At 67.7% G+C, this 25,219-nt stretch carries 25 protein-coding genes; 16 read left to right on the forward strand and 9 right to left on the reverse strand.

Translation table 11 applies throughout. The annotated features are described in order from the left end of the window. Positions 1–83: 83 nt before the first annotated feature. Positions 84–3,788: a response regulator gene (locus C7I84_RS25645; RefSeq protein ID WP_245428609.1), complete on the reverse strand. Its 3,705-nt coding sequence runs from the start codon at positions 3,786–3,788 to the stop codon at positions 84–86. A gap of 230 nt (positions 3,789–4,018) precedes the next feature. On the opposite strand from C7I84_RS25645, the gene C7I84_RS25650 reads away from it, so the two are divergent. Further along, positions 4,019–4,258, forward strand: a complete 240-nt coding sequence (locus tag C7I84_RS25650) for a hypothetical protein (RefSeq protein ID WP_106775066.1) — start codon at positions 4,019–4,021, stop codon at positions 4,256–4,258. A gap of 102 nt (positions 4,259–4,360) precedes the next feature. Next, positions 4,361–5,413, forward strand: a complete 1,053-nt coding sequence (locus C7I84_RS25655) for a dipeptidase (protein WP_106775067.1) — start codon at positions 4,361–4,363, stop codon at positions 5,411–5,413. 192 nt (positions 5,414–5,605) lie between these two features. On the opposite strand, the gene C7I84_RS25660 is transcribed toward C7I84_RS25655, so the two are convergent. After that, positions 5,606–6,769, reverse strand: a complete 1,164-nt coding sequence (locus C7I84_RS25660) for a M20 aminoacylase family protein (protein ID WP_106775068.1) — start codon at positions 6,767–6,769, stop codon at positions 5,606–5,608. A 196-nt stretch (positions 6,770–6,965) separates the two neighbouring features. Here C7I84_RS25660 and C7I84_RS25665 point away from each other — a divergent pair, with 196 nt between their 5' ends. Together C7I84_RS25665 and C7I84_RS25670 are read left to right on the forward strand one after the other, a co-directional pair. After that, a complete protein-coding gene (locus tag C7I84_RS25665; RefSeq protein WP_106775069.1) occupies positions 6,966–8,129 on the forward strand; it encodes a D-alanyl-D-alanine carboxypeptidase family protein in 1,164 nt (387 codons plus the stop codon). A gap of 10 nt (positions 8,130–8,139) precedes the next feature. Next, positions 8,140–9,273 (forward strand): CobW family GTP-binding protein, encoded by a 1,134-nt coding sequence (locus C7I84_RS25670; protein WP_165816219.1) that lies wholly within the window; start codon positions 8,140–8,142, stop codon positions 9,271–9,273. A 248-nt stretch (positions 9,274–9,521) separates the two neighbouring features. On the opposite strand, the gene C7I84_RS25675 is transcribed toward C7I84_RS25670, so the two are convergent. From C7I84_RS25675 to C7I84_RS25695, 5 genes are all read right to left on the reverse strand, one after another. After that, on the reverse strand, positions 9,522–9,764 hold the full coding sequence (locus C7I84_RS25675) for a sulfurtransferase TusA family protein (protein WP_245428610.1): 243 nt from the start codon (positions 9,762–9,764) through the stop codon (positions 9,522–9,524). Continuing rightward, positions 9,761–11,020, reverse strand: a complete 1,260-nt coding sequence (locus C7I84_RS25680) for a L,D-transpeptidase family protein (RefSeq protein ID WP_106775090.1) — start codon at positions 11,018–11,020, stop codon at positions 9,761–9,763. The genes C7I84_RS25675 and C7I84_RS25680 overlap by 4 nt, the downstream gene beginning before the upstream one ends. A gap of 196 nt (positions 11,021–11,216) precedes the next feature. Then, positions 11,217–12,167 carry an acetyl-CoA carboxylase carboxyltransferase subunit alpha gene (locus tag C7I84_RS25685; protein ID WP_106775071.1) on the reverse strand — a complete coding sequence of 317 codons (951 nt, stop codon included), beginning with the start codon at positions 12,165–12,167 and terminating at the stop codon, positions 11,217–11,219. An 87-nt stretch (positions 12,168–12,254) separates the two neighbouring features. After that, positions 12,255–13,166, reverse strand: coding sequence for a site-specific tyrosine recombinase XerD (locus C7I84_RS25690; protein WP_106775072.1), 912 nt, complete (start codon positions 13,164–13,166; stop codon positions 12,255–12,257). Beyond that, positions 13,163–13,324, reverse strand: coding sequence for a histidine kinase (locus tag C7I84_RS25695; RefSeq protein WP_106775073.1), 162 nt, complete (start codon positions 13,322–13,324; stop codon positions 13,163–13,165). Before C7I84_RS25695 ends, C7I84_RS25690 begins: the two co-directional genes overlap by 4 nt. Positions 13,325–13,471: 147 nt before the next feature. Here C7I84_RS25695 and C7I84_RS25700 point away from each other — a divergent pair, with 147 nt between their 5' ends. The 5 genes from C7I84_RS25700 (at position 13,472) to sugE (ending at position 17,417) form a co-directional block, all read left to right on the forward strand. Beyond that, positions 13,472–14,080 (forward strand): shikimate kinase, encoded by a 609-nt coding sequence (locus C7I84_RS25700; RefSeq protein WP_106775091.1) that lies wholly within the window; start codon positions 13,472–13,474, stop codon positions 14,078–14,080. Beyond that, entirely contained in the window at positions 14,070–15,191 is a 1,122-nt protein-coding gene (gene aroB, locus C7I84_RS25705) for a 3-dehydroquinate synthase (protein ID WP_106775074.1), read from the forward strand. Before C7I84_RS25700 ends, aroB begins: the two co-directional genes overlap by 11 nt. After that, the gene (locus C7I84_RS25710) at positions 15,188–16,072 is read left to right on the forward strand and encodes a transporter associated domain-containing protein (protein ID WP_106775075.1); all 885 of its coding nucleotides are present in this window, start codon (positions 15,188–15,190) and stop codon (positions 16,070–16,072) included. Before aroB ends, C7I84_RS25710 begins: the two co-directional genes overlap by 4 nt. Before the next feature lie 132 nt (positions 16,073–16,204). After that, positions 16,205–16,954 (forward strand): F0F1 ATP synthase subunit A, encoded by a 750-nt coding sequence (locus C7I84_RS25715; RefSeq protein WP_106775076.1) that lies wholly within the window; start codon positions 16,205–16,207, stop codon positions 16,952–16,954. Positions 16,955–17,096: 142 nt separating this feature from the next. Further along, positions 17,097–17,417, forward strand: coding sequence for a quaternary ammonium compound efflux SMR transporter SugE (gene sugE / locus C7I84_RS25720; protein ID WP_106775077.1), 321 nt, complete (start codon positions 17,097–17,099; stop codon positions 17,415–17,417). Between the two features lie 252 nt (positions 17,418–17,669). On the opposite strand, the gene C7I84_RS25725 is transcribed toward sugE, so the two are convergent. Then, positions 17,670–19,367 carry a caspase family protein gene (locus C7I84_RS25725; protein WP_106775078.1) on the reverse strand — a complete coding sequence of 566 codons (1,698 nt, stop codon included), beginning with the start codon at positions 19,365–19,367 and terminating at the stop codon, positions 17,670–17,672. 102 nt (positions 19,368–19,469) lie between these two features. On the opposite strand from C7I84_RS25725, the gene C7I84_RS29835 reads away from it, so the two are divergent. From C7I84_RS29835 to C7I84_RS25735, 3 genes are read left to right on the forward strand one after another with little or no spacing between them, the layout of a single operon-like run. Next, complete coding sequence (locus C7I84_RS29835; protein WP_133170161.1) at positions 19,470–19,691, forward strand: hypothetical protein; 222 nt, start codon at positions 19,470–19,472, stop codon at positions 19,689–19,691. 8 nt (positions 19,692–19,699) lie between these two features. Continuing rightward, positions 19,700–20,071: a hypothetical protein gene (locus C7I84_RS25730; RefSeq protein WP_106775079.1), complete on the forward strand. Its 372-nt coding sequence runs from the start codon at positions 19,700–19,702 to the stop codon at positions 20,069–20,071. 16 nt (positions 20,072–20,087) lie between these two features. Next, positions 20,088–20,354, forward strand: a complete 267-nt coding sequence (locus C7I84_RS25735) for a type II toxin-antitoxin system Phd/YefM family antitoxin (protein ID WP_106775080.1) — start codon at positions 20,088–20,090, stop codon at positions 20,352–20,354. Positions 20,355–20,381: 27 nt separating this feature from the next. Here the strand turns inward: C7I84_RS25735 and C7I84_RS25740 are convergent, their stop codons facing one another. Beyond that, positions 20,382–20,684: a BolA family protein gene (locus C7I84_RS25740; protein WP_106775081.1), complete on the reverse strand. Its 303-nt coding sequence runs from the start codon at positions 20,682–20,684 to the stop codon at positions 20,382–20,384. Positions 20,685–20,825: 141 nt separating this feature from the next. Here C7I84_RS25740 and C7I84_RS25745 point away from each other — a divergent pair, with 141 nt between their 5' ends. The 4 genes from C7I84_RS25745 to cobT all read left to right on the forward strand — a co-directional run bounded on the left by C7I84_RS25745 (position 20,826) and on the right by cobT (position 24,909). Further along, entirely contained in the window at positions 20,826–21,443 is a 618-nt protein-coding gene (locus tag C7I84_RS25745) for a J domain-containing protein (RefSeq protein WP_106775082.1), read from the forward strand. A gap of 122 nt (positions 21,444–21,565) precedes the next feature. Further along, positions 21,566–22,552: a cobaltochelatase subunit CobS gene (gene cobS / locus C7I84_RS25750; RefSeq protein WP_106775083.1), complete on the forward strand. Its 987-nt coding sequence runs from the start codon at positions 21,566–21,568 to the stop codon at positions 22,550–22,552. Positions 22,553–22,587: 35 nt separating this feature from the next. Next, positions 22,588–22,998 (forward strand): hypothetical protein, encoded by a 411-nt coding sequence (locus C7I84_RS25755; protein WP_106775084.1) that lies wholly within the window; start codon positions 22,588–22,590, stop codon positions 22,996–22,998. Between the two features lie 12 nt (positions 22,999–23,010). Further along, entirely contained in the window at positions 23,011–24,909 is a 1,899-nt protein-coding gene (gene cobT / locus C7I84_RS25760) for a cobaltochelatase subunit CobT (protein WP_106775085.1), read from the forward strand. The last annotated feature ends 310 nt before the right edge of the window (positions 24,910–25,219 follow it).

The following is a 25,219-nucleotide window of genomic DNA, read 5'->3' on the forward strand; positions in this document are numbered from 1 at the left end:
CTGCCTCCAGCATGGCACAGAAGAATGACGGAAGCATAGAGCGGGCTTCGGTGTTCAGGGACGCGCCGGCCGCCGGCCTGAATTCAGCCCGAGGCGGCCTGATCCTGCCGGCCTGCGACGATGCCGGCCCATCTGGCGATCTTCTCCTGCAGCGCCTTGGGGCTGATCGGCTTCGGCAGGTAGTCGTCCATGCCCGCCTCGAGGCAGCGCTCGCGATCGCCCTTGAGCGCGTGCGCGGTGACGCCGATGATCGGCGTGTGCCCGCCGCGCTCGGCCTCCAGCGCGCGGATGGCACCGGTCGCCTCCATGCCGTTCATCTCCGGCATCGACACGTCCATCAGCACCATGCGCGGGCGGCCGTCGCGGACCGCCTCGACCGCCAGGCGGCCATTGCCGACGATCTGGAAGGTCATGCCGGTCTCCGAGAGGATCTGGGTGAAGACGAGCTGGTTCACCTCGTTGTCCTCGGCGACCAGGATGTCGACCCGGTGCACGGCGGACGGCGATTGCAAGGCGGCGGAGGGGCTTGCGTCCGGCTCACTCAGCTTGGCCTCCGCCGCCGGAGCCGCCACCGGCCGGGGCTCCGGCGCGACGGTTCCGCGGCGGTGGCGGCTCCTCTGGATGGTGGTCACGAGCGTCTCCAGCAGGAGCGACGAGCGGGCCGGCTTGGTGAGCTGCGCGTCGATCAGCAGGTCGCGCACCGCGGCCGTCCCGAGCGACTGGTCGACGGAGGTCAGCATGACGATCGGCGTTTGCGCGAAGGCCGTGGTCGCGCGGATGGCGCGCGCCATGTCGAGGCCCGACATGCCCGGCATCTGGTAATCCAGCACCAGGCAGTCGACCGCCAGTCCGAGGCGCGATACCGCCTGCAGCACCTCCAGCCCTTCGGCTCCGCTCGAAGCGGCGCAGGCGTCGAACCGCCAGCTCGCCATCTGCTCGAGCAGGATGGCGCGGTTCACCGGATTGTCGTCGACGACGAGGATGCGCGCGCCGGTGACGTCCACCGGCACCCATTTCGGCTCGCTCAGCCGTTCGGCGAAAGGCAGCCGCAGCGTGAACCAGAATGTCGAGCCCTTGCCCTCGGCGCTGTCGACGCCGATCGAGCCGCCCATCATCTCGACCAGGCGCGAGGTGATGGCGAGGCCAAGCCCCGTGCCCTCGTGCCGGCGCGTCGAGGACGCATCGACCTGGCTGAATTTCTCGAACACGAGGTCGCGCTTGTCGGCCGGAATGCCGATGCCGGTATCGGTGACGGCGATGCGCAGGCCGCCGTCCCCGTCGGCGACCGCTTCCACCAGGACGTGGCCCGCCTCGGTGAACTTGATGGCGTTGCCGACGAGGTTGGTGACGATCTGCCGGATGCGGCCGACGTCGCCGACATAGGTCTCGTTGAGGTCGGGAGCGAGGCGGACGATCAGCTCCAGATCCTTCTCCTTGGCGCGCGTCGACAAGAGCGTGGCGACGTCCTCGATCGCTTCGGGAAGGTTGAACGGCGCCGGGTCGAGCACCAGCTCGCCCGCGTCGATCTTGGAGAAGTCGAGGATGTCGTTGATGATGGTGAGAAGCGCGTTGCCGGACTTTACGATGATGTCGGTGAAGGTCTTCTGCTTCGAATCGAGCTCGGTGCGCGCCAGCAGCTCGGCCATGCCGAGCACGCCGTTCATCGGCGTGCGGATCTCGTGGCTCATATTGGCGAGGAATTCCGACTTGGCGCGGTCGGCGAGCACGGCGCGCCGCTCGGCCTCGCGCAGTTGTCCCTCGCGCCGCTTCTGCTCCGTCACGTCGACCGTCGAGCCGATCAGGTAGAGCGAGCCGTCGGAGGCGGTGAACGCACCCTTGCGGGCGACCTGGTGGCGCAGCGAGCCGTCCGGCGACGTCACTGTCTCCTCGATCTCGCGCAGCTCGCCCGAGGCGAAGACGGCGCGATCGGCCTCGGCGAGAAGCTCGCCGTCGGCGCCGAATATGTCGACGTCGGTGCGGCCGATGGCGAAATCCTTGGAGAAGCCGGTCAGGTCGCACCAGCCCTTGTTGACATAGGTGAGCTTCAGGTCCTCCTTCTTGGCGTAGATGGCGACCGGAACGTTGTCGATCAGGCCGCGGAAGACCTCGTTCTCGCGCAGGCTCTCCCTGAGCAGCGCCTCGCGCCTCTTGATGTCGGTGATGTCGGTGCTGGAGCCGCAGACATGCACCGTGCCGTCGCCGGCGACGACGCGGCTCTTGCGCGTCATCAGCTGGCGTAGGGTGCCGTCGAGATGCGTGACCGCCTCCTCGGTCTCCACGACGCTGCCGCTCGTCACCACGCCGGCATCGTCGGCGGAGAAGCCGTCCGCCTCGCCGACGCCGAACAACTCGCGATCGGTGCGGCCGACGGCCTGCTCGGGGGTGAAGCCGGTCAGCGCGCACCAGGCCTTGTTCACATACTCCACGGTGAGGTCGGCGGCTTTGATGTTGGCGGCGACCGGCAGCTCGTCGAGGACGTGGCGGAACAGCTCGATCTGCCGCATCGATTCGTGGAGCGAGCGCTCGCGCTTCTTCATCTCGGTGACGTCGAAATAGGAGACCAGCCGCTTGCCGCCCGACAGCGCGGTGACGGAATAGACCATGGTCTTGCCGTCGGCGCGGGCGAATTCGCGCGGCGCCACGTCGCCCGCCCGGATCTCGGCGGTGCGCGAGGCCACGTAGGCCTCCCATTCGCCGTCGGCGACGTCGTAGATGCCGTTGTGGCGGTTGATGTCCATCAGCGCGCGGAAGGGGGAGCCGACCGCGACCGAGTCGGGCTCCAGGTTCCAGATGACGTAGAACGCCTTGTTGATGATCTCGGCGTTGAGGTTGGCGCCGAGCAGCACGACGCCGAGGTCGAGCGAATCGATCGTGCGCTGCAGGTCGGAGAGCAGGTATTCGCTCTGCCTGTTCGCCGCGTCGAGGGCGGAGCGCTGGTTCTCCAGCTCGGTGATGTCGGTGCAGATGCCGACCGTTCCGCCGGCGTCGCTCGGCAGATCGCGATGCATGATGGTGCGGCCGTCGGCGAAGCGGATCATGATCGGTGCCTGCGAGCGCGCCAGGCGGGTCGACAGCACCGCCTCGCGCCACTGCGCGGCCGGCATTCCGCCGGTGTTCCAGATGCCGCGCCGCAGCCCCTCGTCCACGAGCTCGGCGAAGGCCAGGCCGGGCTGAATCACATCCTCCAGGCCGCGATACATGGCGACCATCGCAGCGTTGAACAGCCGCAGCCGGTCCTGCGCGTCGTAGTAGCAGAAGGCGTCCGACATCACGTTCAGCGCCGACATCATGTGGCCGATGTTGGCGCCGACGGCCATCGTCGCGGTGTCGCCGTCGGCACGATCGTCGGATTCGTCCAGCGCCTGCACGATGCGCGTGATGTTGCGCGCGGTGCCGCGGTATCCGAGGAAACAGCCGGTGTCGTCGAAGCGCGGGAACCCCGTCACGGAAATCCAGCCGCAGTCCGAGCGGGCGCCCTTGAGTGCGTAGACGAAGTCGCGGAAGGGGCGGCGCGCCTGCAGGTCGTCGAGATGCTGCGCGGCCGGGCCGCCGCTGCGCTCGTCGGAGTTCAGGAAATCGAAGCGGAACCGGCCGAGCACGTCGGCGGGGTCGATTCCGGTGATCTCGCGATAGCCGGCCGACAGCCAGGAGAAGCGCAGGTCCGCATCGGTCTCCCAGACCCAGTCGGCGCCGGCGCGAATCAACTCCTCGGCTTCCATCGCCGGGAGATCCAGGGCGGCGCAGCCGCCTTCGCCGGCCAGGACGGCAGCCGACGGAGTGTCTTCCACCGAGGCGTCCGGGCCTCCCCCTTCATCGTGCTTCATCGTCGTCCAGCCCCGCACAGGCGAATTTCGTCCGCCTCTCTTCCCCGCGCGAGTATCGGCGGCAAACGCTTAAGGATTGGCTAACCATATCGCCGGTTTCCGCCGCCGGTTCCCGCAAGGGTCGGAGCGGGTTGCCTCGGCGCCGCCGAGGATCGATGATGCCGGTGCGATACGGATCGACGGGAGCGACTGGAATGGCAACGACAAGACCGATCGCCACGGCGCCGGCGGACGGGACGAAGGTGCGGATCGTCTGGACGGACGCCGACGGCCAGGAGAACGAATCGATCGGACAGTACCGCTCGCTGGAGCGGATGCGGCAGACCGGCGGCGACTGGGACGAGGGCGACGCCGGCTGGTGGGTGTTCGTCGACGGCTCGACCCAGAAGAAGGTGTCGCCGCATTCCTGGATCAGCGGCGAGGACGAGGATTAAACCCCTGGCGCGGCCCACGACTGCGGACAGTCCCACCGGACGGCCTTGCGGATGCCGCGGCAACGATTAGCCTGATGCCGCCATCTCATCCGAAGGATCTCCATGCAGCGCGTGTTCGACGGCCACAACGACGTCCTGCTTCGTCTCTGGCGGCGGGAGAAGGAAGGATTCGATCCCGTCCGCGATTTCGTCGACGGATCGCCGTTCGGCCATATCGACCTGCCCCGCGCGCAGGCTGGTGGCCTGGCGGGCGGATTGTGCGCGATCTACATTCCCTCCGACGACCTGCAGATGAAGGCGCCGGGGCCGGACGGCCGCTACGACACGCCGCTGCCGAGGCCGCTGGAGCGCGCGCCATCGCTCGACATAGCGCTGCAGTTCGCCTCGATCGCCGTCCGGCTGGCACATTCCGGCGGCTGGCGGCTCTGCCGCTCCACGGCGGAGATCGAGGCGGCGATGCGGGACGGGATATTCGCGGCCGTGCTGCACCTCGAAGGCTGCGAGCCCATCGATCCCGATCTCGCCGCGCTCGACGTGCTGCATGCCGCCGGCCTGCGCTCGCTCGGGCCGGTGTGGAGCCGTTCCAACATCTTCGGCCACGGCGTGCCGTTCGCCTATCCGCGCAGCCCCGATACCGGCCCGGGCCTCACCGAGGCCGGCAGGCGGCTGGTGCGCGCCTGCGACCGGCTCGGCATCCTGGTCGACCTGTCGCATATCACCGAAAAGGGGTTTTGGGACGTGGCCGGAATCACCGACCGGCCGCTGGTGGCAAGCCACTCCAACCCGCATGCGCTGGTGCCGGTGGCGCGCAACCTCACAGACCGCCAGCTTGATGCCATCCGCGCGAGCAACGGCCTGGTGGCGCTCAACTTCGCCGTCACCATGCTGCGGCCGGACGGCCGCGAGGATGCCGCCGTGCCGCTCGACGACATGGTGCGGCATATCGACCATCTCGTCGGCAGGCTCGGCATCGACGGCGTGGCGATCGGCTCGGATTTCGACGGCGCTACCGTGCCGGCCGAGATCGGCGACGCGGCCGGGCTGCGGAAGCTGGTCGCCGCATTGGAGCGGGCGGGCTACACCGGCACGGACCTCGACAAGATCTGCCGAGGCAACTGGCTGCGAATATTGCGCTCGGCGTGGCGGGAGGGGTGATGAATTCCGCCGTATCGTACCCCCCACCCCTAACCCCTCTCCACAAGGGAGAGGGCGCTTTGCGGCCGCCGTGCCGCGGAAAACCGTTGATGGTTGATGTTTGGCGGAGATGCAAGCCGGTCCCGCTCCCCCTTGTGGGGGGTTAGGGGTGGGGGTAGCTCGCGGGCGATTATCCGGCGCCGGCCCTCGTCGTCACGCCGCCAGTGACGCCTCCGCCAGCCTGACCCAGTAGCTCACCCCGTGCGGGATGACCTCGTCGTTGAAGTCGTAGGCGGGGTGGTGGAGGTTGGCGCTGTCGCCATTGCCGATGAAGATGAAGGCGCCGGGCCGGGCCTCCAGCATGTAGGAGAAATCCTCGCCGCCCATCAGCGGCTGGATGGCGCGGTGGACATGTGGATCGCCGGCGATCTCGGCGGCGACGTCGCCGGCGAACACCGCCTGCTCGGCGTCGTTCACCGTCACCGGGTAGTTGGCGTCGTAATCGATCGTCACGGTCACGCCGAAGGTCGCGGCGATGCCGTCGCAGACCGCCCTCATGCGCTGCTCGGCGGCGGTGGCCACCTCCTTGCGCAGGGTGCGCACCGTGCCGGCGATCTGGGCATGCTCGGGGATGACGTTGTAGGCGTCGCCGGCATGGAACTTCGTCACCGTGACCACCAGCGCGTCGACCGGGTCGGTCGAGCGCGAGACGATCGTCTGCAGCGCCACGACGAGCTGGCTGGCCGCCACGATCGGATCGATCGCCTTGTGCGGCAGCGCGGCATGGCCGCCGCGGCCTTTGACGGTGATCGTGAATTCGGCGGTCGCGGCCATGATCGGCCCCGGCTTGATGGCGAACTGGCCGACCGGCAGGCCGGGCATGTTGTGCATGCCGAACACCCTTTCGATGCCGAAGCGGTCCATCATCCCGTCGCGCACCATGGCGAGGCCGCCTGCGCCGCCTTCCTCGGCCGGCTGGAAGATCACCGCCACCGATCCGGCGAAGTTGCGCGTCTCGGCGAGGTATTTCGCCGCGCCGAGCAGCATGGCGGTGTGGCCGTCATGGCCGCAGGCATGCATCTTGCCCGGCGTCTTCGATGCGTAGGGCTTGCCGGAGGTCTCGCTGATCGGCAGCGCGTCCATGTCGGCGCGCAGGCCGACGGTGGCGCCGTCGCCCAGCCGGCCCTTGATGACACCCACCACGCCGGTGCGGCCGATGCCGGTCGCCACCTCGTCGCAGCCGAAGGCCGCAAGCTTCTCGGCGACGAAGCGCGCCGTCTCGAACACGTCGTAGTTGAGCTCGGGGTTCTGGTGCAGGTGGCGGCGCCAGCCGGCGACCTCGTCCTGCAACTCGGCGGCGCGGTTCAGAATCGGCATGTCGCAGTCCCACTTCCGTTCGTTGTTTCAGCAGCGCAGCTTGCCGCCGCCCGGGCTTTGCCATTTTGACGTCACATAGACTAAATAGCACCGAATGATGTCCCGGCGTCGCGAACGCGTCGCCAGTCGTCGCGCGATGCGACGGGACAAGCTTATTGACCTATGCTCGATCACGGCAAGAGGCTATTTCGGAACGATGATCCGACGCACTCTCCTCATTCCCGCCTTGCTGGCCGGCATGGCCGCCTCGACCGCGCTGCACGTCGCGCCGGCCGCGGCCAACCCCTCCATCCTGTTCGACCCGGCCACCGGGCGGGTGATCGAGAGCGACGACGCCTTCCATCGCTGGTATCCGGCCTCGCTCACCAAGCTGATGACGACCTACGTCGTGTTCCGCGCCATCCAGTCGGGCGAGCTGACGTTCTCCTCGCCGGTGCGCATCTCCAAGAAGGCGTCGGAACTGCCGCCGAGCAAGATGGGCTACAAGCCGGGCTCGGTGCTGACCGTCGACAATGCGCTGAAGATCATCATGGTGAAGTCGGCCAACGACGTCGCCATGTCGCTCGGCGAGAGCGTCGCCGGCTCGCAGGCCGCCTTCGCCGAGATGATGAACGCCGAATCGCGGCGGCTCGGCATGACCGATTCGCACTGGATCAATCCGCATGGACTGCATGACGACGGCCAGTACACCTCGCCGCGCGACCTGGCGCTGCTGTCTGTCGCGCTGCGCCGTGATTTTCCGCAATATTCCGACTATTTCTCGATCGAGGGGCTGCTTGCCGACGGCAAGGAGGTTCCCAGCCACAACAATCTGCTCGGCCGCTACGACGGCGCCGACGGCATGAAGACGGGTTATACCTGCCCGTCCGGCTTCAACCTGGTCGCGTCGGCCAGCCGCAACGGCCGCACACTGATGGCGATCGTGGTCGGCGGCGAATCGGTCGAGGCGCGCGACGAGAAGGCGGCCGACCTGCTGTCGCGCGGCTTCGCCGCGGCGCCGGGCAGCGGCCCGTCGCTGGCCGAGCTGCGGCCGGCATCCGCCGCGCGGAACCTGCCGGTCAACATGTACGACCAGCTCTGCTCCAAGGAAGTGCGGGCCGCCAGGGCGAAGAAGGACAAGGAGCTGCGCGAGGCGATCAAGGCCGGCCGGGCCGTCAGGACAGTGCCGATCTATTCCGCCGAGCTGCCGCGGCCGCGCCGGCTCGTCTCGGTGAGGCTGGGCGGCGCCCAGGGCCCTGTGCCGAAGGCGGTGGCGGAGGCGCAGGCCTATGCCGACGTGCCGATCCCGACCTGGCGTCCGGACATGCCGGTGCCGGGACTGCGCACCGCCGAGCAGGGCGACGGCGCGACCATACGCTAGGCATGCCGCGGTGAGCCCATATCCGATCCCCGTCTCGGTGCTGACCGGCTTCCTCGGCGCCGGCAAGACGACGCTACTCAACCGGCTGCTGCGCGATCCCGAACTGAAGGACACGGCCGTCATCGTCAACGAGTTCGGAGAGGTGGCGATCGACCATCTTCTGGTCGAGCAGGCGTCGGACGGCGTCATCCAGCTTTCCGACGGCTGCCTGTGCTGCACGGTGCGCGGCGAGCTGGTCGACACGCTGGCCGACCTGATCGACCGGCTGCAGACCGGGCGGATCGAAAAGCTGGCGCGTGTCGTCATCGAGACCACCGGCCTCGCCGATCCGGCGCCGGTGCTGCAGTCGATCATGGCGCATCCGGTGCTGGTGCAGGCGTTCCGGCTCGACGGCGTGATCACGCTGGTCGACGCGGTCAACGGCGCGGCGACGCTGGACAACCATGTCGAGGCGGTCAAGCAGGCCGCGGTCGCCGACCGGCTGGTGATCACCAAGGCCGACCTGGCGACGGATGCCGCCGCCGTCGACGCCTTGCGCCGGCGGCTCAGGGCGCTCAATCCGAACGCGGCGATCCTCGACGTGCAGGGGCCGGAGGCGGGCGCTGCCGGCCTGCTCGCCTGCGGCCTCTACGATCCCGCCACGAAGACCGCCGACGTGCGGCGCTGGCTGGGCGAGGCGGCGGATGACGGACACCATCATGATGGCCATGCGCACCATCATCATGACCATCACCACCATGACGGCCACGACGCTCATCACCACCATCATGACGAACGGATAAAATCCTTCTCGCTGGTGCATGAGCGGCCGGTGCCCTATGCGGCGATCGAGATGTTCCTCGATCTTTTGATGTCCGTTCACGGCGACAGGCTGCTGAGGATGAAGGGCATCATCGAGCTCCGCGAGGATCCTTCCCGCCCGCTGGTCGTGCATGGCGTGCAGAAGACGCTGCACCCGCCGGCGCGGCTGCCGGCCTGGCCCGACGGCCCGCGCGGCGTGCGCCTGGTGCTGATCACGCTCGACATGCCGGAGGATTATGTCCGCCGGCTGTTCGCCATCATCACAGAGGAGCCGGCCGTCGACACGCCCGACCGGGCCGCGGTCAGGGACAATCCGCTGGGGATTCCGGGTTTCATGCGGTGAGGCGAGAGGCCGGCGTCGCGCTTCGTCCAGCACCCCTCATCCGCCTTCGCTTCGCTCAGGCACCTTCTCCCACAAGGGGAGAAGGTGGAGCGTTGGATCATCGCTTCCGCAAATCTCCATCGCTGGCGATTGCCGGCGGGGCCGGCGCGAAGCTCCCCCTTCTCCCCAGGGGGAGAAGGGGGCCGAGCGAAGCGAGGTCGGATGAGGGGTGTTGGACGGAGCACGACGCCCTGCCAAGCCGTCCCGCCTCACCCCCGCTCGATCAGGAACCGGTGGCCGGTCGCCGTCCGCTCCGTCCTGACAAGCCGATGGCCGTCTTCCTGGCAGAAGGCGGGGATGTCGATGGCCGCGAGCGGGTCGGTGGTTTCGGCCCATAGCAACGCGCCCGCGGGCATGCCGGCCAGCCGCTTGCGCGCCCTGAGCACCGGCAGCGGGCAGTTCAGCCCCTTGAGGTCGTAGACCCCGGCCGTCTTCTCGCCGTGCAGGATCAACCGCCGAACAGGTTGGTGAACCGCTTGCCGACGCGGCTCAGCATGCCGGGCTGCTCGGCCACGGGCGCGGCCACCGCGGTGGGCATGGGGTCGGTGGGAACGGCGACCGGAGCGGGTTCTGGAACCGGCGCCCGCGCCGCCTGCTCGGCGGCGAGCGCGGCCGCCTTGGCGGCAGCCTTTTCTTCCGCCTGTTTCTTCTTCTCGGCCTCGGCGGCCTCGATCGCCGCCATCTTGCGGCCGGCCGGCGAATCGACGCGGCCCATGCGCGTGGTGGTGTTGACGACGCCACCGTCTGCGGTCAGCGACGGCGGCTCCATCGTCACGCGCTCGCCGCGGGCCCGCTTCTTCGTCCATTCGGAAACCAGCCTGGCTTCCTGGATGCCCATGATGGTCGGCTTGGGCGCCACCGGCTTTGCCCCGACGGCGCTGCTGAAGGCGGCCTCGTAGCTGGTCTGGTAGGACTGGTAGGCCACCTTCAGCGAATCGGGCTGGGTGAAGGTCGGGCAGGCGCCGGCCGCCGAGAACGTGGCGTTCGGGTCGGTCACCGCGTTGAAGACGTAGCGCTTCTCGCAGATATCGACCTTGGGCGGCACCTTGGTGATCTCGAAGTGGTCGTAACCTTCCTTGAGGTTCTTCCAGAACGCGTAGTTCGGATCGCCGCGGTAGCGCGCCATGTTGGCGGCGGTCATGCGGAAGGGGTAGGACTGGATCTGGAACTCGGTCTGGCCGCCGCGGAAGGAATCGCGGGCAAGCGCGTAGATCTCGGTCATCTGCGCGTCGTTCATCGAGAAGCAGCCGGACGAGGAGCAGGCGCCATGCACCATCAGGTTCGAGCCGGTGCGGCCGTGCGCCCGGTCATAGGCGTTGGGGTAGCCGATGTTGAAGGCCAGATGATAGCGCGAGTTCGGGTTCATCTGCGCCGGGCGCACGTGGTAGAAACCTTCGGGCGACTGCCGGTCGCCCTCGATGTATTTCGGCCCGAGCTTGCCGGACATCTTGCAGATATCGTAGGAGGCAAGCAGGTCGTAGCGGCCGTTCGACTTCTGCTTCCAGATCTCGACCTTGTTCTCTTCCTTGAAGACGCGCGCCACGATCGGCGCGCTGCGGGCCATGCCCTTGGCCTGCATCACCTTGACGAGCTTCTGCGGGACAGGCGCCTCGGCGTGGCCGCCGGCCACGTTGAGCGTCGACTCTGTACAGCCGGCCGCGCCCAAGGCGGCAACGAGCAATCCGGCGCGGAGCAATCTGGCAATCATCGGCATCGGTATCGGCGTCAATCCAATCACATCCCGCCCGGCGGCATATCGCCGCCAGAGCGTCAGCCGGACCTTAGGTCGGTTAACCTTGAAATTTGATTACTGCAAGTCTTAACCAAGGGCCCGGCAGCCCCTTCATCGCAGGAAACTGTCGCCACATTTGTGGCGAAATCCTGTCGGCGGGCGACAGACGCAATCAGAGGCTGCGGCCGATCGCCAGATATTTCTCGCGGCGGTGCTCGCGGAAATCCATGTTGGAACCGGCGAATTCCGCCAGCGCCTTGGCGATCGTGTCGCCGGCGGCGGCGATCACCGTATCCGGGCTGCGATGCGCGCCGCCGGTCGGCTCGGCAATGATGCCGTCGATGATCTTCAGGTCGAGCAGATCCTGGGCGGTGATGCGCATCGAGGTGGCGGCGTCCTTGGAGCGCGTCGAATCGTGCCAGAGGATCGAGGCCGCGCCCTCCGGCGAGATCACCGAATAGATCGCATGCTCCAGCATGTAGACGCGGTTGGCGGTGGCGATGGCGATGGCACCGCCCGAGCCGCCTTCGCCGATGACCACGGAGACCGACGGCACCTTGAGCCCCAGGCAGGCCGAGGTGGAACGCGCGATGGCCTCTGCCTGGCCGCGCTCCTCCGCATCGATGCCGGGATAGGCGCCGGCGGTGTCGACCAGCGTCACCAGCGGGATGCCGAAACGGTCGGCCAGTTCCATGATGCGCACCGCCTTGCGGTAGCCCTCGGGGCGCGGCGAGCCGAAATTGTGCTTGAGCCGGCTCTTGGTGTCGGAGCCCTTCTCCTGGCCGAGCAGCGCGATCGGCTGGCCCCTGAAGCGGGCGAAGCCGCCGATGATCGCGTGGTCGTCGCCGAAGGCACGGTCGCCGGCCAGCGGCGTGAAGTCGGTGACCAGCTTGTCGACGTAGTTCAGGCAGTGCGGCCGGTCGACGTGACGCGCCACCTGCACCTTCTGCCAGGGCGTCAATGCCTTGTAGATGTCGCGCAAGGCGTCCTTGACGCGCTTCTCGAGCCGGGCGATCTCCTCGGCGACATCGACCGCCTCGCCGCTTTCGGCGAGCTTCTTCAGCTCGATGATCTTGCCTTCCAGGTCCTGGATCGGTTTTTCAAAATCGAGGTAATTGTACATGCGCTCTCGGACTGACGAGCCTGTCGGGAAGGGCCGGTGACCCCGGGCGGGCGGGCTCAGCGCCGCAAATGCGGCCTCCACATAGCGTCAGCTTGGCGCGTCGGCAAGCGGGTGATGCTCGTTGACCAGGCGCATGAGCCGTTCTTCCAGCACATGGGTGTAGATTTGCGTGGTCGAGATGTCGGCATGGCCGAGCAGTTGCTGGACGGCGCGCAGGTCCGCGCCGTTCTGCAGCAGATGGCTGGCGAAGGCATGGCGGATGACGTGCGGCGAGATTTTTGCCGAGGCTATGCCGGCCCGCGCCGCCAGCGCCTTCAGGTCTCGCGCGAACACCTGGCGCGGCAGATAGCCGGTGTCGGAGGCGGCCGGGAAGAGATGCGGGCTTTCGGCGAAGGCGGGGCTGCCGGCGCGCCGGGCGAGCCAGCCGCGCATGGCGCTGCGCGCCTTCTGCGACAGCGGCACCATGCGCTCCTTGTTGCCCTTGCCGGTGACGATGAAGAAGCGATCGTCGCGGGTCGCCACGCTGAGCGGCAGGCCGACCAACTCCGACACGCGCAGGCCGGTGGCGTAGAGCACCTCGACCAGCGCATGCATGCGGGCGGCGCTTGCATCGTCGGGACGCTCGGCCGCCTCCGCCGCGGCGCGGTCGAGCAGGCGCGACGTCTCGGCCTCGCTCATGGTTTTCGGCAGCGGCCGATCCCTGCGCGGCGCGTCGAGCGTCCCGGTCGGGTCGTCGGCGCGAAGACCCTCGGCATAGAGGAACTTGAAGAACTGCCGCAGCACCGACAGCTTTCGCGCCTGCGACGTCGCGGCGAAGCCGCGGGCGGAAATGTCGGCGAGGTAGTCACGGATGCCGGCGGTATCGGCGTGGGCGAGGCCGCCGATCGCCTCGCCGGCGTCCTCCAAGTCGCGGCGGTAGGAGGACAGCGTGTTGGCGGCGGCGCCGCGCTCGGCGCTCATCATCTCGAGAAAGGCCTCGATGGCGGCGGCGTTCCTCATTGGGTGGGCTGCACCTTCTGCTCCAGCCGGTCGAGCGCCACCGGCGCGATCATCTCGCCCTGCCGCGGCTCGACGAAAAACACCAGCGCATACATGGCGGCATAGGCCAGCGCCACCGCGACGCCGATGATCACCAGAAAGCGGGAGAGGGTCGGCATGAGCGAATCGGCCCTTGTTCCTTCCGCCGATGCTTATGCGGTGGCGATGCGGCCGCTTCAAGGCCGCCCGCGGCGCCGCATGCTTGCCCATAGCCTTGACGCTACGAGGCTTTTGCTATGGATACGCGCCACGACAGGACGACGGTGATGGCGGCGGAAGCGGCGACATTTCAGGCGGAGGACATTGTGGCGCGGCTCGGCGGCCGGTCGATCGTCTTCGTCGGCCTGATGGGCGCCGGCAAGACGGCGATCGGGCGCAAGCTCGCGACGCTGCTCGGCCTGCCCTTCGTCGACAGCGACCACGAGATCGAAGAGGTCTCGCGCATGACCGTCCCGGAACTGTTCGAGCGGTACGGCGAGCCGGAGTTCCGGGCGCTGGAGCAGCGCGTCATCCACCGCGTGCTGGAAAGCGGCCCGCAGGTGCTGTCGACCGGCGGCGGCGCCTTCATGAACGCGCAGACGCGCGCCTGGATCGGCGAGCAGGCGGTGTCGATCTGGCTCAAGGCGGACGTCGACGTGCTGTTCGCGCGCGTCGCCAAGAAGCAGAACCGGCCGCTGCTCAAGACCGACGATCCGCGCGCCACGCTGGAGCGGCTTATGCACGACCGCTATCCCGTCTATGCGCTGGCGGACCTTACCGTGCCGACGCGCGACGAGCGCAAGGAGGTGATCGTGGGCGAAGTGATCGACGCGCTCGCCGCCTATCTGACGCACAAGTCGGACGGTAAGGGGCAGGGGGACGAGCATGGCCGCTGAACGAACCGAGACGGTGAAGGTGGCGCTGGGCGAGCGCGGCTACGACATCCTCATCGGCCACGGCCTGCTGGCGCGCGCCGGGGCAGAGATCGCGGCGCGCCTGCCCGGCGTGCGCGCGGCAATCGTCACCGACGAGAACGTGGCGCCGCGCCATCTGCCGGCGCTGATCGCGAGCCTCGAGGCAGCCGGCATCGCCGCCACGCCGATCGTGCTGCCGGCCGGCGAGAAGACCAAGAGTTTCGCCTTCCTGCAAGAGGCGGTCGACAAGATATTGGCGGCGCGGCTGGAGCGCGGCGACGTGGTGATCGCGGCGGGCGGCGGCGTCATCGGCGACCTTGCCGGCTTCGCCGCCGGCATCGTCCGGCGCGGCATGAATTTCGTCCAGGTGCCGACGTCGCTGCTGGCGCAGGTCGATTCCTCGGTCGGCGGCAAGACCGGCATCAATACCGCCCACGGCAAGAACCTCGTCGGCGTGTTCCAGCAGCCGCGGCTGGTTCTGGCCGACACCGACGTGCTCGACACGCTGTCGGAGCGCGAATTCCGCGCCGGCTATGCGGAGGTCGCCAAATACGGGCTGATCGACCGGCCGGAGTTCTTCGCCTTTCTCGAGCGCAACTGGCGCGAGGTGTTTGCCGGCGGACCGGCCCGCGTCGCCGCGATCGCCGAATCCTGCCGCGCCAAGGCCGAGGTGGTGGCGCGCGACGAGTTCGAGACCGGCGACCGGGCGCTGCTCAATCTCGGCCACACCTTCGGTCACGCGCTGGAGGCGGCGACGGGCTATGACGGCTCCCGCCTGGTGCATGGCGAGGGCGTGGCGATCGGCATGGCGCTGGCGCATCGCTTTTCCGCCCGCATGAACCTCGCCAGCCCGGACGACGCGGCGCGGGTGGAGGCGCATCTCGTCGCCGTCGGACTGCCTTGGCGCGTCTCCGACATTCCCGGCGAGCTGCCGGACGCCGAGCGGCTGCTCGGCTACATCGCCCAGGACAAGAAGGTGTCGCGCGGCGCGCTCACCTTCATCCTGACGCGCGGCATCGGCCGATGCTTCATCGCCAGGGACGTGCCGGCCTCGGAGGTGCTGTCCTTCCTCAGGGAGCATCTCGGCGGATGATCGAGGGCGTGCTCATCGGGGCGGGCGGCGCGATCGTCGTCGTCCTGCTGACGCTTCTCCTGCGCCGGCCGCTGCTCGCCGCGTTCGGCCTCAAACTAGTCGGCAAGGACAGCGCGGGACCGCTGCCGGCGGAGACGAACGGCGCCGCCCGCGAATCCGCGCGCGACGCCGCGCCGGATCAGAAGCCCGACCGCCTTGCCGCCCTGGCGGACCTGCGCGAGCGCGAGGTGTCCGACGTGATGGTGCATCGCACCGCCATGCGCTCGATCAACGCCGACAACCCGACCGAGGCGATCGTGCGCGAGATCATCCAGAGCCCGCACACGCGCATGCCGCTGTGGCGCGGCTCGCTCGACAACATCGTCGGCGTGATCCACGCCAAGGACCTGCTGCGGGCGCTCAGCGAGGTCGGCAATGACCCCTCGCAGATCGATCTGACGAAGATCGCGACGAAGCCGTGGTTCGTGCCCGACACCACCAGCCTGCAGGACCAGCTCAACGCCTTCCTGCGGCGCAAGGCGCATTTCGCCATCGTGGTCGACGAATATGGCGAGGTCGAAGGGCTGGTGACGCTGGAAGACATCATCGAGGAGATCGTCGGCGACATCGCCGACGAGCACGACATCGACGTGCAGGGCGTCAAGCAGGAAGCCGACGGCTCGGTGGTGGTCGACGGCTCGGTGCCGATCCGCGACCTGAACCGGGCGCTCGACTGGAACCTGCCGGACGACGAGGCGGTGACGATCGCCGGGCTGGTCATCCACGAGACGCAGTCGATCCCCGAGGAGAAGCAGGCCTTCACCTTCCACGGCAAGCGCTTCATCGTCATGAAGCGCGAGAAGAACCGCATCACCCGCCTCCGCATCCGCGGGGTGGTGTAGACGCTTTGCCGCACATCGCCGGTGCGACGAATGTTGAACATCGTCTGCCGCTGTAGTAGTCGCCGGCCTGCATAGGACGACCTATGCCGGTGCGCTTCGTCGGGGACGGCCCCATACCCAAGGGGGCCGACGATGGCGGGACCGATCGAGCAATTCGAAATCAAGCCGCTCTACACGATCGCCGAGCTCGGCGGGGTCGAGCTCGCCTTCACCAATTCGTCGCTGCACATGGTGCTGACGGTGCTCGCCGCCGGCGCGTTCCTGCTTCTGTCGACGCGCCACCGCCGCCTGGTGCCGGGGCGATGGCAATCGGCCGCCGAGCTTTTGTACGAGTTCGTCGCAAAAACCCTGCGCGAGAATGCCGGTGAGAAGGGCATGCGCTTCTTCCCGCTGGTGTTCTCGCTGTTCATGTTCGTGCTGGTGGCGAACCTCATCGGCATGTTCCCTTACGCCTTCACGGTCACCAGCCACATCGTCGTCACCTTCGCGCTGGCGATGCTGGTGTTCCTGACGGTCACCGCCTACGGCCTGTTGCGGCACGGGCTCGGATTCTTCCGGCTGTTCCTGCCGGCGGGCATCCCCATCGTGCTGGCGCCGATCATCATTCCCATCGAGGTGGTGTCCTACCTGTCGCGGCCGATCAGCCACTCCGTCCGCCTGTTCGCTGTGATGCTGGCCGGCCACATCACCCTGAAAGTATTCGCAGGCTTCGTCGTCGCGCTGAGCGGACTGGGCGCGGCCGGCATGGCCGCGGCCGTCCTGCCGCTGCTGATGACCGTCGCGCTGACCGGGCTGGAATTGCTGATGTCGGTCATCCAGGCCTACATCTTCGCCATGCTGACCTGCATGTACCTGAACGACGCGCTGCATCCCGGCCACTAGACCTCGCCTCCGTGCATAGCCGATATGCCTTGAAGGGGCGTGGCGGCGATGCCTATATTCCCGACCAGAGGACGACCTCCCCATTTCGGGAAGCATATCCGGGACGACCCGGCCCCTTTTTCGCAAGGAGGGCCGAAAAAAAATGGCCTGGATCTATCTCGTCGCCGCCGGAATCCTGGAAATCGTCTGGGCCTACACGATGAAGCAGTCGCATGGCTTCACGCGCCTGGCGCCGACCGTCGTCACCATCGTCACCATGATCGGCAGCTTCGGCCTGCTGTCGATCGCCATGCGCACCCTGCCGCTCGGCACGGCCTACACGATCTGGACCGGCATCGGCGCGGTCGGCGCGTTCCTGGTCGGCATCATGGTGCTGGGCGAATCGGCCAATCCCATGCGCATTGCCGCCGCGGCCCTGATTGTCTCCGGCCTGGTGATGATGAAATTGTCGTCAAGCGCCTGACGCGGGGCTGGGTGCCTGGCTTGGGCCAAGCTGGTCGGCGGGTGCTCTCTCTGGCAGGGCAATCGCATATCAGTTTACCCCTACCCCTAGCCCCTCCCCACAAGGGGGACGGGGCCGGCTGACTTTTCCGCCAGGTGCCAATCGTCGACGGTTTCGAGTGATATGGCGGCTGCAAATTCCCCTGCCCTCGTGGGGAGGGGTTAGGGGTGGGGGTAATTCAGTCCCGCCGCGGCGGCGCGACCCCGGTGCGCCTCACTCGTCCACGATGATGCGGCCGATGGCGCCGCCGACGAGGCCGCCGACGAAGGCGGCGCCTTCCGGCGAGCCGAGGATGCCGCCGCTCTCGCGCACCGGCTCGCGCTCGACCTCGCGGACGAGTTCGCGCTCGGCCGGCCGCCGTGTCTGCCTGCGCGCGGTCGGCTGCTTGCGCTGCGGCGCCTGCCTGGCCACCTTCCTGGCCTTCTTCGGTTCCTCGGCCGCCTTGGCGGCGGCGGCCTTGCGAGCCTTCTGCCGCTGCGCTTCCGCCGCGTTCGCCTTCTGCCGCTGGTTCTCGGCGGCCTGGCGCTTGTCGCTCTCGTATTGCGCGCGCACCTTCGCCATCAGCGGGTCGGTCTGCACGACCAGCAGCATGTGCTGCCGCGGCGTCAAGTAGGTGGTCTCGGCGATGCCGTTCTGCCGCTGCCAGCCGGCAATGGCACTGCGCGACCTGGGCCCGAGCGCCCCGTCGGCGCCGCCGGTGGCGTGGCCGAGCGCGCCGAGCCGCAATTGCAGGTCGATGCGGCCTTCCCGGTCGAGCGCAAGCTGCGCTTCCGTCTCGGCCGTACCCGGCGCCTGCTTCACCTCGTCCGGGATCGCCACCGCCGTCCTGATCTGCGAGGCGGTGGCGGTCGCCTCGCCGGCCGGCGCGGCGAGGGCCGCGACGTGCGTTCCGTCCTGCCTGAGCTGGTCGATGTTCAGGCTGGCGAGCTTGGCGAAGCTGCCGTTCGGAAACTGCTGCAGGTAAAGTTCGTAATGCGCCACCGTGTTGCGCTTGGAGGCCTCGTCCCAGAGCTTCTGCTCGATCGTCCAGTCGATATCGGATTTCGCTGCGGGCGGCGCCGCGTCGCTGCCGAGGGTGAGCTGCTGTCCGGGTTGCACCGTCGCCCTCGGCGCCGCGCCGCCGAGGAAGAGCTCGCGGGCAAGCGAGGCGTTGTGCCACGGCCGCTGCGCGCCCTTGGTGGCGTCGGAGACCTCGGCACGCACGCGCGTCAGGGCGCTCTGGATTTCCAGGCCGGGCGTCGTCAGGTGCCTGGCAAGCGCCGCGGTATAGGGGCTGTTGATGTCCTTGCCGTCATAGGCGACGGCGCCGGGATCGGTGGCGTAGGCGATCAGCAGCCCGCCCGAGCCGCTGCTCTCGCCATTGGCCTGCACGGCGGCAAGGCCGGCGCCGAGCGACGACGAGCGGCTCGCCGGCAGGGCGCGGGCGAGCGTGCGCGCCAGCGGGTTGTCGCGGCAGGCGTCGAGGATGACGACGGCGACGGCGGGGTCCGGCGGCAGCGCCGAGAGAATCTTGTCGATGGCCACCGTGCGCGTCTGCAACTGGGCGGCTTTCTCGAGCTGCGCGTCGACCGGGATCAGATAGTTGTGGCCGTCGACCTGCAGCCCGTGCCCGGCATAATAGACCAGCGCCACCTCGGCCTCGTAGGCCGCCTCGGTGAACTGGTCGAGCAGGGCGTTCATGCCGGCCTTGTCGAGGTCGGAGCCCTCGACGACGGTAAAGCCGGCGGCGCGCAGCGTCTTGGCCATCAGCGCGGCGTCGGCCTTCGGATTGGGCAGGGTTACCGCATGCCGGTAGGCGCTGTTGCCGATGACCAGCGCGACACGCTTGCCGTCCGGCGTCGCCGCCGCAAGCTGGCCGACCGACAGCAGCGCGGTGACCAGCACCGCCAGAAATGCAAGCGTCCTGCCCATGGCATCACCTCGATAGACGACATTGGCCGGCGATCTCGAGAAAGCCGGCTGCCCCAGGCGAATGCGCAAGCAAGTTTTTGATTGTCGCGGTCTGGACGGCAGATGGTCCGCCAGACCTTTATCGTTGCGGCAATTGTAGAGCCGGCGGCCACGGCCCGTCAATCTGGTCTTTGCGGCGGTCGTTGCCGTGGCGCAGCGGAACGCATCAGCATCGTTGCCGAACAGAGAAGCCGGGAGGACGGACAGGTCTTGAGCCGCAACGCGAATTTGCTCTGGATTCCCGCCGATCATCCTGCAAAGCTCAAGGGGGCGAATCCGTCTTGAGGCATTGCATGAAAAGATCATCGCTATCCGCCGCCATCTTCGCAGGCGTCCTGCTCGGCTGGAATTCGCCCTCCAGGGCTGAGCCGCTGCAGACGATGGATGCCGTCGGCGCCGCGCTGCAGGCCTGCTGGACGGCGCCGGCGGGCGCCGGGAAGTCCTCGGTCACGCTGAGCTTCAGCTTCAAGCGCGACGGCAGCCTGATGGGGCCGCCGAAGCCGACGGCGATCGCCGTCGAGGGGGACGACAACGCCCGGAAGGCCTTCGTCGGCGCGGCGATCGCCGCCGTGGAGAAATGCACGCCGCTGAGCTTCTCGCCGGCGATCGCCGACGGGATCGCGGGCGGCGTCTATACGATGCAGTTCACGTCGCAGGACGAATAGCGGAGACGCCGGGACGATGGTCGAGCGGGTGTCGAAATCTCAGTTCAAGGCGAGAGCGTTCGAATTCTTCCGGAAGATCGAAGCGAGTGGCGAGCCCATGATTGTGACCGACCGCGGCCGGCCGGTTGTGGAAATACGGCCTTATGCAGCGCGGGCGTTCGATCCTCTGGAGCGGTTGCGCGGTTCCGTCCTCAGCTATGATCGTCCCTTGGACCCTGCCGGCGAGGACGACCCGCCACTGCGCGACCCCTCGGCGGACACTAACGGTTCTAAGCGCTCCTGACGTCCAGACGGTTCTCGAACAAACCCCTTACCACCGCGTCTTCTCGCCGGGTGCCGCCGGCTCGATCGCCAGCGCGTGCAGGCCGGCCTTCAGTTCGGGCGCGAGCAGGTCGTTGACGGCGCGGTGGCGCTCGACCCGGCTCTTGCCGGCGAAGGCGGCCGACACGATGCGGATGCGGAAATGCGTCTCGCCGGTGCCGTCGAAAGTGGCGTGATGCCCCGATTCGACGTGGTGATGGCCGGCGTGCAGATGGCTTTCGTTGACGACCTCGAGCCGTTCCGGCGCAAATGTTTCGGTCAGCTTGGCCTCGATAACCGCCTGCAAGGACATTATATCTCCTGTGGACGCCATGGCCGGCGGTCGCGAGAGCGGGGTGCCGGTCAAATTTAATCCGCGATTCAGCGGTTAGGGCGATCCTTCCCGAAATGTCAATTCTTGTTTCGCATCTGCGAACGCACCATAACAGCCCGAATGAGCACGTTTTCGAAATATTTCGAGAAGATCCGCGTGCGCCCCGACCCCCAGGCCGAGGCGAAGGCGGCCGCGCCGCTCTGCCAGTGGGACGGCTGCAAGGAGGCGGGCACGCATCGCGCGCCGGTCGGACGCATGCGCGAGGGGGAGTATTTCCGCTTCTGCTTCGACCACGTGCGCGAATACAACAAGGGCTTCAACTATTTCGCCGGGGCACCGGCGGCGGAGATCGCGCGCTTCCAGAAGGAGGCGCTGACCGGCCATCGGCCGACCTGGACGGTTGCCTCCAATGGCAGCGCCCGCTTCGCGCCCGACTTCTCGACCAAGCGTTCGGGCCGCGCCGGCTATTACAAGAACGTGCGCGATCCGTTCAACCTGTTCTCGCAGCAGCGTGCCGAGGCGCCGGCAGCCGAAATCCGGACTAGGCCGCTTGAGGCCAAGGCACTGGAAACGCTTGGCCTTGCAGCCGACGCGACTGGCGCGGCCATCAAGTCGCGCTATAAGGAACTCGTCAAGCGCCACCATCCCGATACCAATGGCGGCGACAGGGGTTCCGAAGAACGTTTCCGCGAGGTCATCCAGGCGTATCGCTTGCTCAGGCAGGCAGGTCGTTGCTGAGCCGACGGGCTGCTGGTCCTTTTTCCAACTTTCAACCGGCTGGAAAAGGTTCTAAAGACGCGCGCGGACAAGCGGACAATCATATGCCGGCGAAGGCCCCGGGCTTCGCTCGTGGAGACAGCATGAACAAGGTCGATCGCGACATCGCAAACCTGCCGGACACGACGGTCTCCGTGAAGGAGAAGTTCGGCTTCGAATCCAGGATGGTCGTGCCGGCCTATTCGACGCCCAGCGAGCATGTGCCGGATCTCGATCCCGACTATCTGTTCGACAGGCAGACGACGCTGGCGATCCTCTCCGGCTTCGCCTTCAACCGCCGTGTCATGGTGTCGGGCTATCACGGCACCGGCAAGTCGACGCATATCGAGCAGGTGGCGGCCCGCCTCAACTGGCCCTGCGTGCGCGTCAACCTCGACAGCCATGTCAGCCGCATCGATCTCGTCGGCAAGGACGCGATCGTGCTCAAGGAAGGCAAGCAGGTCACCGAATTCCGCGACGGCATCCTGCCTTGGGCCTACCAGCACAATGTGGCGCTCTGCTTCGACGAATACGATGCCGGCCGCCCGGACGTGATGTTCGTCATCCAGCGCGTGCTGGAAAGCTCGGGCCGCCTGACGCTGCTCGACCAGAGCCGGGTCATCCGCCCGCATCCGGCCTTCCGCCTGTTCGCCACCGCCAACACGGTCGGGCTGGGCGACACCACCGGCCTCTATCACGGCACCCAGCAGATCAACCAGGCCCAGATGGACCGCTGGTCGATCGTCACGACGCTGAACTACCTGCCGCACGACAACGAGGTGGCGATCGTGCTGGCCAAGGCCAAGCACTACCGCGACGCCAAGGGCAAGGACATCGTCAACAAGATGGTGCGGGTGGCCGACATGACCCGCTCGGCCTTCATCAACGGCGACCTCTCCACCGTCATGAGCCCTCGCACGGTGATCACGTGGGCGGAGAACGCGGAAATCTTCGGCGACGTCGGCATGGCCTTCCGGCTCACCTTCCTCAACAAGTGCGATGAGTTGGAGCGGCCGATCGTGGCGGAATTCTACCAGCGCTCGTTCGGGCAGGACCTGCCGGAGAGCGCGGCCAACGTGGTGCTGAGCTAGGCGGGTATCGGGATGGGGTCGGCCGGGAGCGTCCAGTGAGCCGGTTCGGATGGAGCCTGCTCTGCTTGCTGGCCTGTGGATGCGCGGCATATCCGACCGTCCCGAATGGCGATTTCCTGTTGAGCACGACCACCCAGCTCGGCTACTTCCCACCCCGGCTGGATACGCGGGAACGCCACGAGACGGTGAAGACTTTGCTCCGAAACGGCGCTTCCTGCTCGACCAGGCCCGGCGAGCATTGGGTCACCCGTTGCGCCTACGCCTATTGCGTCGACGCGCGGCCGCGCATCCTGACCTGGACCGTCGGGTACTCCGTGACGATCCGGACGGTGCGGCCCGGGGCGCTTGAAGAGATCGCGAGTGTATGCGTGCCGCACCAGCTGTATGCTACGCAGAACGCCTACGCCGCCCGCAACGGTGCGACCCTCGTGTCGCTGGATTATTAGAGAGAGGTTTTCGTGGCCGGCCCCGGCGACAACACCCGCAACAAGCCGAAGCCCGGCGCCGACACCGACCAGTTCAAGCGTGCGGTGACGGTGTGCATGCGCGCCATCTCCGGCGACCGCGAGCTGGAGGTCGGTTTCGCCAAGGACAAGCCGGCGCTGGCCGGCAGCCGGGCGCGGCTGCCCGACCTGCCCAAGAAGCCGACGGCGGCCGACGTCGCGGTGACGCGCGGGCTGGGCGATTCGATGGCGCTGAAGCGCGCCTGCCACGACACGCGCGTCCACACGCGGCTGGCGCCCGAAGGCAAGCAGGCGCGCGCCGTGTTCGACGCGGTCGAGCAGGCGCGGGTGGAATCGATCGGCTCGCGCCGCATGGCCGGCGTCGCCGACAATATCGGCCACATGCTGGAGGACAAATACGTCCGCGCCAACCTGTCGGACGTGCGCGACCAGGCGGAAGCGCCGCTGGAAGAGGCGCTGGCGCTGATGGTGCGCGAAAAGCTGACCGGCCGGCCGGTGCCCAAGAGCGGCGAGAAGATGGTGTCGCTGTGGCGCGACTGGGTGGAGGAGAAGTCCGGCGCGGTGCTCGACGGGCTCGCCGACAAGCTCGACGACCAGCAGGCCTTCGCCCGGCTGGTGCGCGACATGCTGGCCTCCATGAGCATGGCCGAGGAGCTTGCCGACGACCAGCAGAGCGACGAGACCGACAGCGAGGAGAACGAGCCGCAGGGCGAGGAGAACAGCGAGGAGGGCGGCGAGGACGATTCCGCCGGCGAGCAGGCCCAGCCCGAGGAGACCGACGCCTCCTCCGAGGACGAGCAGGCCGGCGAGATGGAAGCCGCCGACGCCGACACGGACGACGTCTCCGACGACGAGGAGGCCGACGCCGAGACCCCCGGCGAGGCCAGGCGCAAGGACAACCCGTTCACCAACCTGCCGAAGGAGATCGACTACAAGGTCTTCACCACCGCCTTCGACGAGACCATAGGGGCGGAGGATCTGTGCGACGAGGAGGAGCTCGACCGGCTGCGCGCCTTCCTCGACAAGCAGCTCGCCAACCTCTCGGGCGTGGTCGGGCGGCTCGCCAACCGGTTGCAGCGCCGCCTGATGGCGCAGCAGAACCGCTCCTGGGACTTCGACCTGGAGGAGGGCTACCTCGACCCGGCCCGCCTGGTCAGGGTGGTGCTCGACCCGATGCAGCCGCTGTCCTTCAAGCAGGAGCGCGACACCAAGTTCCGCGACACGGTCGTCACGCTGGTGCTCGACAATTCCGGCTCGATGCGCGGCCGGCCGATCACCGTGGCGGCGACCTGCGCCGACATTCTGGCGCGCACGCTGGAGCGCTGCGGCGTGTCGGTCGAGATCCTCGGCTTCACCACCCGCGCCTGGAAGGGCGGGCAGGCGCGCGAGAAATGGCTGAAGGACGGCAAGCCGGCCAATCCCGGCCGGCTCAACGATTTGCGCCACATCATCTACAAGAGCGCCGACACGCCATGGCGGCGCGCGCGCCGCAATCTCGGCCTGATGATGCGCGAGGGGCTGCTCAAGGAGAACATCGACGGCGAGGCGCTGCTGTGGGCGCACAACCGCCTGATCGGGCGGCCGGAGCAGCGCAAGATCCTGATGATGATCTCGGACGGCGCGCCGGTCGACGATTCGACGCTGTCGGTCAACCCCGGCAACTATCTGGAGCGGCACCTGCGCGGCGTCATCGAGCTGATCGAGACGCGCTCGCCGGTCGAGCTGCTGGCCATCGGCATCGGCCACGACGTCACGCGCTACTACCGCCGTGCCGTCACCATCGTCGACGCCGAGGAGCTTGCCGGCGCCATGACCGAGCAGCTCGCGGGGCTGTTCGAAGAGGAGACGCCGCGCGACATGCGCCGGTCGGGCGGTTTTCGGCGGGCTGGATGAGCGCTGGTTTCCGTTTGGCGGGATTGATCTCTGAACGGCTGGCGTCGCGCTCTGTCGCACCCCCCTCTGTCCTGCCGGACATCTCCTCCGCAAGGGGGGAGATTGGCAGTTTCGACCCTGCCGTCTCTCCTGCAAGGCTGGTGATTGGCGAAAGCCGCGGTGACGACCAATCTCCCCCCTTGCGCAGGGCTGTCCGGGGAAAGTTATTGGTGAATCGAAATGCCGCAGGCGCATGCCCCGAGAGACGGGGATTTTCCGTCTACCTTCTGGTTGTCGAGACTCAGAAAGGGACGGGGCATGCGCTTTGCAT

The organism is Kumtagia ephedrae (assembly GCF_003012745.1).
Classification (GTDB): Bacteria; Pseudomonadota; Alphaproteobacteria; order Rhizobiales; family Rhizobiaceae; genus Kumtagia; species Kumtagia ephedrae.

What these genes read in the sequence shown, in the direction of transcription:
- C7I84_RS25650 (WP_106775066.1), top strand. Translation starts at nt 4,019, where the DNA reads ATGGCAACGACAAGACCGATCGCCACGGCGCCGGCGGACGGGACGAAG.
- C7I84_RS25655 (WP_106775067.1), top strand. Translation starts at nt 4,361, where the DNA reads ATGCAGCGCGTGTTCGACGGCCACAACGACGTCCTGCTTCGTCTCTGG.
- C7I84_RS25660 (WP_106775068.1), bottom strand. Translation starts at nt 6,769, where the DNA reads ATGCCGATTCTGAACCGCGCCGCCGAGTTGCAGGACGAGGTCGCCGGC.
- C7I84_RS25665 (WP_106775069.1), top strand. Translation starts at nt 6,966, where the DNA reads ATGATCCGACGCACTCTCCTCATTCCCGCCTTGCTGGCCGGCATGGCC.
- C7I84_RS25680 (WP_106775090.1), bottom strand. Translation starts at nt 11,020, where the DNA reads ATGATTGCCAGATTGCTCCGCGCCGGATTGCTCGTTGCCGCCTTGGGC.
- C7I84_RS25685 (WP_106775071.1), bottom strand. Translation starts at nt 12,167, where the DNA reads ATGTACAATTACCTCGATTTTGAAAAACCGATCCAGGACCTGGAAGGC.
- C7I84_RS25690 (WP_106775072.1), bottom strand. Translation starts at nt 13,166, where the DNA reads ATGAGGAACGCCGCCGCCATCGAGGCCTTTCTCGAGATGATGAGCGCC.
- C7I84_RS25695 (WP_106775073.1), bottom strand. Translation starts at nt 13,324, where the DNA reads ATGCCGACCCTCTCCCGCTTTCTGGTGATCATCGGCGTCGCGGTGGCG.
- C7I84_RS25700 (WP_106775091.1), top strand. Translation starts at nt 13,472, where the DNA reads ATGGCGGCGGAAGCGGCGACATTTCAGGCGGAGGACATTGTGGCGCGG.
- aroB (WP_106775074.1), top strand. Translation starts at nt 14,070, where the DNA reads ATGGCCGCTGAACGAACCGAGACGGTGAAGGTGGCGCTGGGCGAGCGC.
- C7I84_RS25710 (WP_106775075.1), top strand. Translation starts at nt 15,188, where the DNA reads ATGATCGAGGGCGTGCTCATCGGGGCGGGCGGCGCGATCGTCGTCGTC.
- C7I84_RS25715 (WP_106775076.1), top strand. Translation starts at nt 16,205, where the DNA reads ATGGCGGGACCGATCGAGCAATTCGAAATCAAGCCGCTCTACACGATC.
- sugE (WP_106775077.1), top strand. Translation starts at nt 17,097, where the DNA reads ATGGCCTGGATCTATCTCGTCGCCGCCGGAATCCTGGAAATCGTCTGG.
- C7I84_RS25725 (WP_106775078.1), bottom strand. Translation starts at nt 19,367, where the DNA reads ATGGGCAGGACGCTTGCATTTCTGGCGGTGCTGGTCACCGCGCTGCTG.
- C7I84_RS29835 (WP_133170161.1), top strand. Translation starts at nt 19,470, where the DNA reads ATGGTCCGCCAGACCTTTATCGTTGCGGCAATTGTAGAGCCGGCGGCC.
- C7I84_RS25730 (WP_106775079.1), top strand. Translation starts at nt 19,700, where the DNA reads ATGAAAAGATCATCGCTATCCGCCGCCATCTTCGCAGGCGTCCTGCTC.
- C7I84_RS25735 (WP_106775080.1), top strand. Translation starts at nt 20,088, where the DNA reads ATGGTCGAGCGGGTGTCGAAATCTCAGTTCAAGGCGAGAGCGTTCGAA.
- C7I84_RS25740 (WP_106775081.1), bottom strand. Translation starts at nt 20,684, where the DNA reads ATGTCCTTGCAGGCGGTTATCGAGGCCAAGCTGACCGAAACATTTGCG.
- C7I84_RS25745 (WP_106775082.1), top strand. Translation starts at nt 20,826, where the DNA reads ATGAGCACGTTTTCGAAATATTTCGAGAAGATCCGCGTGCGCCCCGAC.
- cobS (WP_106775083.1), top strand. Translation starts at nt 21,566, where the DNA reads ATGAACAAGGTCGATCGCGACATCGCAAACCTGCCGGACACGACGGTC.